The sequence below is a fragment of the Microcystis aeruginosa LEGE 91341 genome, from assembly GCF_015206885.1.
GTDB classification, from domain to species: Bacteria; Cyanobacteriota; Cyanobacteriia; order Cyanobacteriales; family Microcystaceae; genus Microcystis; species Microcystis aeruginosa_H.
The window spans coordinates 1-10,150 of the sequence record NZ_JADEXY010000148.1; the positions used below are offsets into that span (position 1 = coordinate 1).

Below are 10,150 nucleotides of genomic sequence, written 5' to 3' on the forward strand. Positions count from 1 at the left end.
GCGGGATCGAGGGCGGGGGTGACAAGAATCAATAAATCGGCGTTTTTGGCATAATTAAGAACCTTTTGCCGATAATCAGCCCGATTTGACTGTTCATAGCCCGGGGTATCCCAGAGGATTAACTCGTCCCCTTCTGGGGTTTGCCAGTGGTAGGATTGAATCGCATCGGTATTAGGCAATAGATCCACTTGGGCTAAATCGGCCCGAAAGAGAGTATTAATTAAACTGCTTTTGCCGGCCCCGGTGCGTCCAACCAGCAGAATGTTAACCGGTTGGCGATCGATTTCCGTGATCGGTTCCGCTTGGGCGAGAATTTCCTTGAGAGTAGTAGTGGCGATTTTGGTTTTGGTGGGAAGACTGGGGGCGAGATTACTGCCACTGTAGAGTAACACCGCTTGGCGAGAGAGATTTCTTAGGGCATTTTCCCGCAAAACTTGCCCTAAATTGACTAATAATTGCTGATCTGCTCGATCGCTGTACTTTTGACTAGCCACTTTAGCCACAGCCGCAGCGGGATTGATTACCCATTGCGCCCAATTCCAGACCTGCCAAAGTTTCTGGGCTGAGGGTTGCAATTTTTGATAAACTTCGTAGGCCTGATAGGCTTGGCCGATGGTGATTTGATTCAAGGCCGGGGAAAGATTCTGCATCCAGCGATCGCTATCATCCACGGTTCCCCGAATTAAACCGTAGGCCTGGGGAATGTAAATATTTAATAAGGGGTACTTGACATCGGGGTAATATATATGAGCGATGGCACTGACCAAATCCTGACAGCGTTGCCAAAAAGTCGCCCAATCTTCCCAAACCGGGCGATCATTGCGGGCCTCGACGATAATCCTCTCGATAATTTCCTCGACATTTCCCCCAGAATCACCGTCAGGAGGGGTTAATTCTGCCTTAATTTCCTCAATGGTGGCTTCAATTTCCCCGACCACTGGGCGCGTCCATTTGACCAACAGGAAGCGCCAAGCCACAAAAATCAGGGTAAAAACTGCCCAAATCCAATTTAAACCCCATTGATTGATCTGGACACTGGCGGCCACGATCAGAAAGATGACCACGGCGGCGATCGGAACTGCTAAAATCAACCCTTGCCAAGTTTTTAACCGTAACATTGCTCGATCTGGTTTTTTTCCATTCTACCGATCTCTGATTCTCGGTTAGGGGGCATAAATTAGACCGTGGCATCAATTTGGGCGAGGATTGCTGTGGACAACTGACAAAGTTGTTGATGACAAGGACCATTACTGGCCATGATCCCACCCCATTGCCGCACATCGCCGCGATTATAGCGCACCGGTTGACCGTCAAAATAGGAGAATTTGCCGCCGGCTTCCGTTAAAATCAACTCTGGGGCGGCAAAATCCCAGTCTTTAGCCGCCGATTTTCCCGATAGGGAGATATAAACATCGGATTTTTGTTCGAGGATTGTGGCAATTTTACAGCCCACACTGCCCACATAATTTTTACCTAAGAAGGGTATTTGACTTAATAAATTATCAAAACGTTGGTCGCGATGGGTACGACTAACCACCAGATAGAGGTCGGTAATTTTATCTTTATTGGCAACTTTTACCTGTGTAATATTGCCGTCGCTAGTTTCTAGAAAAGTGCCTTTTCCTTTTTGGGCAAAATAGAGTTTTTCTTGATCCGGTAGGGCAACCACGGCGATGATCGGTGTTCCCTGATAACATAAGGCGATATGTAGGGCATATTCTCCGGTTTTGTCGATAAAATCGCGGGTTCCGTCCAAAGGATCGATAATCCATACCCAATCTTTCGGGATAGCTTCATTACCCTGATGGGTTTCCTCGCTCAGATAACCAAAGTCGATATCCGAGAAATTTGTTTGTAATTCCCCTAAAATATAGTGATTTGCTGCTAAATCCGCCGCCGTCACTGGTCCGCCTTTTTTCTTCTCGTTGATGGCTAAATCCTGTTCCCCTCGGTGGTAGGATTGGAGAATTTTAGCACCACCCCAACCGACGGCACGAGTCACATCTAAAATGCGATCGAGCGTTTCGGTATCTTGACAGGTTAAATTAATCATAAAATAGCCTCAGTTTTTCAGACCTATTATCTACTAAGTAGGGTTTGCTGAAAAAGTTTGTTGGTGGGGTTAGGAGTCAGGAGTCAGGAGTCAGGAGTCAGGAGTCAGGAGTCAGGAGTCAGGAGTCGGTCGTTTCAGGCTTTGTTGTCCTCTTTTTTTGTACCAGTTTGTGTACTCAAAGAATGATAATGCAAGGTTTTTGAATATCCCAATCCTATTTTCGCAGCATGAACATCGGATTTTAGCAGGTCAAAAGCCTTATTTTAAAAGGGTTTTACCATTATTCAGCAAACCCTAAGTAGTCGTACAAAATAAATTTCCCAGTGAAGATAGGCAAGAGGCAAGAGGCAAAAGCTTTATCGAAATGTGTAATTAATTTTGCTTAGGTACTTAAATTGAAAGACTGGCTTCTTAGCTTATCATCCCTTGCTCCTAGCTCCTGACTGGCTTAATTTTGCCCTTGCCAAAAATAATCGGCGGGTTTTTTGGTTTCTGCTGGTGATGATTGAGGAGGGTCTCCTAAGAAAACCGAGCGCTGGCTGACGCGATCGCCTAATCTTCTTTGGACTCGACTGGGAATGCCGTAACCGTAGGCAATATGACCTTTTCCTGCTAGGACGATGATCTGATATTCGGGATGAGCTTGCCAGAATTTAGCGATCGCATCGGCCATGGTTTCATCCCAGAGAACCTGTGCCAAAAAAAAGCGATCGAATCCCTGACTGCTGCCTCCCGTGTGTTGCTCATAAACGGCTAAGATCTGTTGACGGTAATCCTCGTTATCCTGTTTTATTTCGCTTTTAGGGGGAATGTAGGTCATTTCTGAGGTGGAGAGGCTTTCTAAGCCCTCCCGTGCCACTTTTCTAGTGATTTCCGTGGGTGTATTGAGGGCGATCGCTGGTAGTTTTTTCGCCTTGGCCAAGCGTAGGATCGGGGCGTAAAATTCCCAATCAAATCCCCAACGTTGGTCGTATTCACTTTTTTCTCTTAACTGATTTTCGCTAATTTTGCCGGCTAAATACTGATCCAAATAGATTTGGTAAGGACGTTGAAACATCTCGAAAGCGATCGCTATTTGGGGATTATTAGCGTGTAAATACTCGATAATAGCTAATTGGGCCTGATGGTCGGCTTGACTATCGTGCCTTTCTCCCAGATAAATAATCTCGGCTGTTTTTAAATCGGCCAGAATTTGTTTTTGGCTATTAGTAAAACTCCAGGCCCGGGGCAGCAAAATAAACAGTAGGCAGAGGGCAAGGATAACGGGAAAAAAGCGTCGAGAGAATTTCATCTTTTTAAAGGCCTTTTAAGAAACCTAAGTAGATAGGTATTAAAAACTTTCAGATCCCCCCGCCTATCGGCACCCCCCTTATTAAGGGGGGCAGGGGGGATCGAACCTAAAATCCATTTTTAATTTAATTATAACCAGCTACTTATCTTAACCGAAGCCAAGAAAAAAAGGGTGGACAATGCCCACCCGCAAAAATTTTCAGAGAACCTTTTTGGTTTAGTAGGTTTCTACGTGCCAGCGATGTTCTTTTTTCAGTTGTTTCTGATAGACAGACCAATCAGCATCATTTTTATTGGCAGCACCACTCATAGCATCGTTGATACCATCTTCCATCCCTTTCAGTCCGCACATATAAGCGTGGGTTTTGGGACTTTGGAGTAGATTCCAGATTTCCTCAGCGTGTTCGGCTACCCGGTGTTGAATATACATTCTGCCGCCCTGGGGATTTTGCTGTTCCCGACTGATGGCATAGGTGAGACGGAAGTTATCGGGGAATTCCGCCGCGATTTGCTCTAATTCTTCTTGGTAAAGAATATTGGCCGTTTTGGGAACTCCGAAAATCAACCAAGCTAGACCTTTGAATTTATAATCTTCGTGTTGTTCCTTGAACATCCGCCAGAGGAAAGCCCGGAAGGGAGCGATTCCCGTCCCAGTGGCCATCATAATGATGGTGGCATCTTCATCACCCGGTAGCAGCATTTCCTTACCCACGGGACCAGTGATGGCCACATCAGCACCCACTTCTATATTACAGAGATGGGTGGAACAAACTCCATAAACGGTTTCCTTGGTTTCTGGGTGCTGGTATTCTAACTGACGCACGCAGAGGGATACGGTTTTATCGTCTAATTTATCACCATGACGGGTGGAGGCGATCGAATAGAGTCTCAATTTATGAGGTTTGCCATTAGCATCGGTACCCGGAGGGATAATACCGATACTTTGCCCTTCTAAATAGCGTAAATCGCTCCCAGAAAGGTCAAAGGTGACGTGTTGTACGATGCCGATACCCCCCTCATCAACGAGAGGATAATTCTCGATACATTTGCCGATAAAGGGTTGGTTCGGACGGTAGATGTTGACGGGGATATCTGTTTTTTCTTTCGCTTGAGTCATGGCCTTTTTCTTGGTCTGTTCGGGGACGGGCGATGATTGAGCGATTGGCTGTGGTGTGGAGGCACTAGAAACAGTTGCTACGGGGGCAATCCCATTTAAGGGTTTGATGCTGACGATACGACCACCTAAACGGGTAATCCGACGCATTTCTTGATTCATGCGACTGTAGGGAACCGTGAAAAACACGCTTCCACTCTGACGGATTGAATAATCCAAGCTGTCAGTATTGTCGTTTTGATTGAGACCCGCCACTTCGTAAACAAATAAACGGTTTCCCGCTAGTGTACTCGGACTGTACATTAAATATAACTCCCAACTCAAGTCACGATAATCGTTCCATAGTTTAGCCTACCATCGGTACACTACACCTAGGACTAATTGAGAGTTATCTTAAAAAAACCACAGACATCGCTCTTATCCTTTCCTTGAAAATAGCTCAACTCTCTGGTTAAAATCTGTTACATTTGCAGCATTTTACTTTTTATTAAGATTTATGCTACTTTTTCCCATTTATGCTAAAAATCCCCCTGGTTGGCCTGATGAGGACAAGAGCGGGGGACAGATATTAGCAATAATTATTTTATGAACTACTCGGCCGCAGCAGCGTTTAAGGGTTTAATGCTGACGATGCGAGCGCCTAAACGGGTAATCCGACGCATTTCTTGATTCATGCGGCTATAGGGAACGGTTAAAAAGACACTGCCACTCTTACGGATAGAATAATCTAGGTTATCAGTCTTGTCATTTTGACTCAAACCGACGACTTCATAGACAAAAAGGCGATTTTCTTTGGCACTAGAGAGACTTTGCATCGAAATGGCTCCTACATTGATGTTATAGTTCTCTAGTTTAGCCTAGCAGGGAGACTAGCAATCTAGTTAATGGCCGATTTACGCCTGTTTATTGTACCATGACGCTCGATCGCAATTGTCCACAGGCCGCATCGGTCGCTAAACCTCTCGAATAACGGACAGTAACGGCGACTTTTTCCTGTTCTAAAATAGTTTTAAAAGCCTTAATTCTCTTTTCATCAGGCCGTTGATAATCCACCTCCTGAATGGGATTATAGGGGATTAAATTGACGTGAGATTGAAAACCTTTTACCAGTTTGACTAATTCCCTTGCGTGTTCGGGTAAATCATTCACTCCCGCTAAAAGAATGTATTCAAATGTCACCCTTCGTCCCGTGATTTTAACGTATTCCTGACAGTCTTGGATCAGATTACTTAGGGGATAATGGTCGGCACTGGGGATTAATTTAGCTCGAACTTGTTGATTAGAAGCATGGAGACTAACGGCAAAAGTTACTTGCAAATTATGTTCCGCTAGTTGCTTGATTTTCTGGGGCAATCCCACCGTAGAAATCGTTAAACAACGCTGACCGATACCCACATCTTGATTGAGGCAATGAATCGCTGTCACCACTTCGGGGATATTTAATAAAGGTTCCCCCATCCCCATAAATACCACATGACTAACTCGCTGTTGAAAATCCTCCTGTACTGTTAACACTTGGTCAACGATTTCATAGGCTTTTAAATTACGAGTAAAACCCCCTTTTCCTGTGGCACAAAAATCACAGGCCATCGGACAACCCACTTGGGAAGAAACACAGACTGTTAATCTTTTTTCACTAGGAATTCCCACCGCTTCGATAATTAAACCATCGGCCAGTTTTAGCAGATATTTACGAGTGCGATCGGGTGCTACACTGCGATAATGTATAAGGGAACGACCGATAGGATAATCCGCCAGCTTGCTGCGCCATTCTTGGGGAAATACGGAAATATCCGCCAAAGAATGCACCCCTTTTTCGTATAGCCATTGGTGTAATTGTTTACCCCGATAAGCGGGTTGTCCCTGGTCTTTTACCCAGTCGGTTAGTTCCTCTAAAGATTTCGCTAGTAAAGTCATAATTATTATCGTTGATCACCTTATCATTCTAACCGATCGATCATCCCTATTAGCAAAACCGTAACAAAATTGTATTGATTAATTGACATTTTTTCCATTTGCTCCTTCTCTAGTCTTTGTTAGTCAATTAAATACTTAAGTAGTCGTGCAAAATTAATTTCTTGGTTAGGATAGGCAAAAGGCACTCATGCAAAAGCTTTATCGAAATGTGTAATTAATTTTGCTTAGGTACTTAAAACTATAACTTAAACTGAGCCTGACGACAAAAGTAAATCTAGTCTTAAGCTTGATCTTTTTTACCTTTCATTTAACCTAACTGTTCAGGGGGAACTGTCAGTGCCATAATAATCGATGGACTTCGATCAAGAACAGAAATTTTATGAGTTGCCAGTCAAAAAAGCCAATATTAGGGGATAACGAGCTATTCAGTTGTAAAAGCAATATTTAAGCGAAAATTTATGAAAATCGCTATTTTATCGCAAGACGCTTCTCTTTATTCCACCAAGCGACTGAAAGAAGCGGGAGAATCTCAAGGCCATGAGGTACGAGTGATCAATTATTTGCGCTGTTACATGAACATCACCTCCCACAAACCCACGGTTGTTTATAACGGTAAACCCTTGGAGAGTTTCGATGCGATTATCCCCCGTATTGCCGCCTCAAAAACCTTCTATGGAACCGCAGTCGTCCGACAATTCGAGGTGATGAATGTTTTTACTGCCAACGACTCGCAAGCAATTTCTCGGTCGCGGGATAAATTGCGTTGTCTGCAAATCCTGGCCAGGGAAGGGATAGGTTTACCGGTGACGGGAATTGCTCACGCAACTCAAGATATCGATGGTTTAATCGAAACCGTCGGCGGCACCCCCCTAGTGATTAAATTATTAGAAGGAACCCAAGGTATTGGGGTAGTCCTAGCGGAAACCGACCAAGCAGCCAAGTCAGTTATTGAAGCTTTTCGGCAATTAGAGGCTAATATTCTAGTACAAGAGTATATTAAAGAGGCTAGTGGGGCAGATCTGCGCTGTTTTGTCATCGATGGAAAAGTCGTAGCTTCGATGAAGCGACAGGGGGCCGAAGGGGATTTTCGTTCTAATCTTCACCGCGGTGGCAAAGCAGAAAAAATAAAATTAACCCCGGAGGAACGCAGTACAGCTATACGGGCCACTAAAGCCATGGGTTTACGGGTTGCGGGTGTGGACTTATTACGGTCTAATCATGGGCCTGTGGTTATCGAGGTCAATTCCTCTCCCGGTTTGGAAGGAATAGAAGCAGCCACCGGTGTGGATGTGGCCAAAAAAATTATCGATTTTGTCGCTAAAAATGCCACCCTAGTCCTAAATCGCGATCGATATCAATATTAGCCGTCAGCCTTGCATCAGTTATCAGTTATCAGTTATCAGTGGGTAAGTTATCAGTCAATAGTATTAAGCGATAAGCTCGGAGCTGCCTTTTTACTGAAAAAGCTCCCCACACCCTACACCCCACACCCCTTAAACAGGATTTAGTATCAGTTATCAGTCAGCAAATACACGGACGCTATCGGGAATAATCGATAGTTTTACCTTTGTACCGATGTCTAATTGGGTGTTAATCGTTGTTCTAGCGTGGATTTGGCTGCCGGTAGCCGTTAGCAGACAATAACGGTATTCCCGCCCCAAAAATTGGCGATCACAAATAACTAGCTCTCCCGTCTCATCCGGCTTAATTTTGACATCTTCCTCTCTCAGCATCAATTCCCCTTTGTCCAAATCTTGACCATCAGGAATTGTCCAGAGTCCTATCTCGGTTTGCCATTGTTCCCCCTCCCGTCTAGCGGGGAGAAAGTTGGCTTGGGTGACAAACTCAGCCACAAATCGCGAGGCCGGATGACTATAAATTTCTTCGGGATTGTTAATTTGTTCTAATTTTCCTTGACAAATGACCGCAATTGTGTCACTGATCACCATTGCTTCCTCCCGGTCGTGGGTGACAAAAATGGCCGAGATACCAGTCGCTTTCAGGATATGACGGATCTCGTGCCGTAACCGTTGCCGTACCTGCACATCGAGATTACTTAAAGGTTCATCTAAGAGGATTAAAGAGGGTTTTGGGGCTAAAGCGCGGGCGAGGGCGACTCTTTGTTGTTGTCCTCCCGATAGCTGATGGGGATAACGTTTTTCTAGTCCTTGCAGTCCGACTAAATCTAAAGTTTCCGCCACCCTAGCGTTAATAGCTCTGCTCGATAATTTCTCCCCAGAATTTTTTAACCCGAAGGCGATATTTTCAGCGATAGTTAAATGGGGAAAAAGAGCGTAATCCTGAAAAACCATGCCCGTATTGCGTTTTTCCGGGGGAATAAAGGTTTTTTCGTCGGCAACTATTCGCCCTCCCAATTCAATCACTCCTTGAGATGGTTTTTCAAATCCCGCAATCATCCGCAGCAGAGTAGTTTTACCGCAGCCCGATGGGCCCAATAATCCGAGAATTTCGCCCTCTGTTAAACTAAAACTGATATTATCAACAGCTAGAGTAGGAGAAGCAGGAAAACGCTTGTTAACCTCGGATAAACGCAGAATGACAGACTTTTTCATGGTGAGAAAGACAATCGCCCAGTCAGTGGCAGGGGTATTTACTTAAGAATTTTCCTAATTAGTTCACTATTATTATTTATAACATCTCAATGGACTAATTAGGAAACTTTCTCAAAAATTTCATGCTCACACCTGAAGATATTATTCTCGTTCCCCGGGGGGCCGAGCATAGCTCAATCTGTCGAGGATTAAGGAAAATCGGCGATTTAGCCCCGCAAATTATCCCGATTAACCTTGGTGCTCCAGAATTCCTCGACAGTTCCCCAGTCTCTGGGCAATCTCTAGAATTTCTTAATAAGTTCACGGGAAAAATTGTGCTGATGGGATTAGCGGGCAGTCTTAGCGATCGCTATCGGGTCGGAGATGGGGTAATCTATCAAGGTTGTGGTGCGGAAACAGGGGATTATTGGCAGTGCGAGCCAGAAATAACCGCAGAAATCGCCCAATTAACCGGATATAGTCTTGTTAAAGGTTTAACCAGCGATCACCTGATTAGCCGATCCGAGGAAAAACGACGTTTAGGAGAGGGGGGCTATGAGGTGGTAGATATGGAAGGCGCAAGGATTTTAGCGGCTTTACCGGGGCAAAAAGTGGCAATTGTGCGCGTGATTAGCGATGAGGTGACACAGGATTTACCCGATTTAGCCCCGGCAATTGATAATCAAGGTCAGCTGCTACCATTGCCCCTAGCTCGACAAATGTTAATCCGTCCCATCCCGGCCTTCCATTTGATTCAAGGTTCCCTAAAAGGTTTATCCGTGCTAACTCAGGTGGTGCGAAAGTTGTGCGGCAGTAATTTTTAAAAGTTGCTTGCAGATTATTTTTTTTCTGTGCTATGATGGTTAAGCTAAAATCAAGCGGATGTGGTGGAACTGGTAGACACGCACGTTTGAGGGGCGTGTGGCTTACGCCTTGCGAGTTCGAGTCTCGCCATCCGCATAAACTTTTATCTGCCCTCTGATGAGGACTGCCCTTGTCACCCATCAGTAGGGATGGATATTTGGCAATCAAAATTTCCTAACTCACCCTTTCAGGTGGCTTAGGTTTGACTAGGTTTAGTTAAGCGGTTGCAAGGGGCGATTTAGCCAAAGCACTAGGTCGTTTAATGCCGTAAAATCCAACAAAGCCTCAGCCAAGGACTCTAATTGCTCGATTTCTAGAGCCTGAATCCGGGCAGCTAACACCTCATCCACCGCACCAAAA

The 10,150-nt window shown here is 44.9% G+C and carries 10 protein-coding genes and 1 tRNA gene; 3 read left to right on the forward strand and 8 right to left on the reverse strand.

The annotated features are described in order from the left end of the window. The 6 genes from IQ234_RS17800 to rlmN form a co-directional block, all read right to left on the reverse strand. A partial coding sequence (locus IQ234_RS17800) for a GTPase family protein (protein WP_193958056.1) occupies positions 1–1,118 on the reverse strand: 1,118 nt, incomplete at its 3' end. Positions 1,119–1,177: 59 nt separating this feature from the next. Next, a complete protein-coding gene (locus tag IQ234_RS17805; protein ID WP_193958057.1) occupies positions 1,178–2,053 on the reverse strand; it encodes a 3'(2'),5'-bisphosphate nucleotidase CysQ family protein in 876 nt (291 codons plus the stop codon). Positions 2,054–2,501: 448 nt separating this feature from the next. Next, on the reverse strand, positions 2,502–3,344 hold the full coding sequence (locus IQ234_RS17810) for a ChaN family lipoprotein (RefSeq protein ID WP_193958058.1): 843 nt from the start codon (positions 3,342–3,344) through the stop codon (positions 2,502–2,504). A 216-nt stretch (positions 3,345–3,560) separates the two neighbouring features. Further along, positions 3,561–4,760 carry a ferredoxin--NADP reductase gene (gene petH / locus IQ234_RS17815; protein ID WP_193958059.1) on the reverse strand — a complete coding sequence of 400 codons (1,200 nt, stop codon included), beginning with the start codon at positions 4,758–4,760 and terminating at the stop codon, positions 3,561–3,563. A gap of 287 nt (positions 4,761–5,047) precedes the next feature. Next, entirely contained in the window at positions 5,048–5,272 is a 225-nt protein-coding gene (locus tag IQ234_RS17820) for a phycobilisome linker polypeptide (protein WP_002772199.1), read from the reverse strand. Between the two features lie 88 nt (positions 5,273–5,360). Continuing rightward, positions 5,361–6,374, reverse strand: a complete 1,014-nt coding sequence (rlmN, locus tag IQ234_RS17825; RefSeq protein ID WP_193958060.1) for a 23S rRNA (adenine(2503)-C(2))-methyltransferase RlmN — start codon at positions 6,372–6,374, stop codon at positions 5,361–5,363. A 458-nt stretch (positions 6,375–6,832) separates the two neighbouring features. Here rlmN and rimK point away from each other — a divergent pair, with 458 nt between their 5' ends. Continuing rightward, complete coding sequence (gene rimK, locus IQ234_RS17830; RefSeq protein WP_110577791.1) at positions 6,833–7,738, forward strand: 30S ribosomal protein S6--L-glutamate ligase; 906 nt, start codon at positions 6,833–6,835, stop codon at positions 7,736–7,738. Between the two features lie 153 nt (positions 7,739–7,891). On the opposite strand, the gene IQ234_RS17835 is transcribed toward rimK, so the two are convergent. Continuing rightward, the gene (locus IQ234_RS17835) at positions 7,892–8,947 is read right to left on the reverse strand and encodes an ABC transporter ATP-binding protein (protein WP_193958061.1); all 1,056 of its coding nucleotides are present in this window, start codon (positions 8,945–8,947) and stop codon (positions 7,892–7,894) included. Between the two features lie 122 nt (positions 8,948–9,069). On the opposite strand from IQ234_RS17835, the gene IQ234_RS17840 reads away from it, so the two are divergent. Both IQ234_RS17840 and IQ234_RS17845 read left to right on the forward strand, forming a co-directional pair. Further along, on the forward strand, positions 9,070–9,750 hold the full coding sequence (locus tag IQ234_RS17840) for a hypothetical protein (RefSeq protein WP_193958062.1): 681 nt from the start codon (positions 9,070–9,072) through the stop codon (positions 9,748–9,750). Between the two features lie 54 nt (positions 9,751–9,804). Next, positions 9,805–9,886: transfer RNA gene (locus IQ234_RS17845), tRNA-Leu, on the forward strand. 116 nt (positions 9,887–10,002) lie between these two features. Here IQ234_RS17845 and IQ234_RS17850 read toward each other — a convergent pair. Further along, the coding region (locus IQ234_RS17850) for a DUF4351 domain-containing protein (protein WP_193958063.1) at positions 10,003–10,150 on the reverse strand (148 nt) is incomplete at its 5' end.

Coding starts and splice junctions, on each gene's coding strand:
- IQ234_RS17810 (WP_193958058.1), bottom strand. CDS start 3,344: ATGAAATTCTCTCGACGCTTTTTTCCCGTTATCCTTGCCCTCTGCCTA.
- petH (WP_193958059.1), bottom strand. CDS start 4,760: ATGTACAGTCCGAGTACACTAGCGGGAAACCGTTTATTTGTTTACGAA.
- rlmN (WP_193958060.1), bottom strand. CDS start 6,374: ATGACTTTACTAGCGAAATCTTTAGAGGAACTAACCGACTGGGTAAAA.
- rimK (WP_110577791.1), top strand. CDS start 6,833: ATGAAAATCGCTATTTTATCGCAAGACGCTTCTCTTTATTCCACCAAG.
- IQ234_RS17820 (WP_002772199.1), bottom strand. CDS start 5,272: ATGCAAAGTCTCTCTAGTGCCAAAGAAAATCGCCTTTTTGTCTATGAA.
- IQ234_RS17840 (WP_193958062.1), top strand. CDS start 9,070: ATGCTCACACCTGAAGATATTATTCTCGTTCCCCGGGGGGCCGAGCAT.
- IQ234_RS17805 (WP_193958057.1), bottom strand. CDS start 2,053: ATGATTAATTTAACCTGTCAAGATACCGAAACGCTCGATCGCATTTTA.
- IQ234_RS17835 (WP_193958061.1), bottom strand. CDS start 8,947: ATGAAAAAGTCTGTCATTCTGCGTTTATCCGAGGTTAACAAGCGTTTT.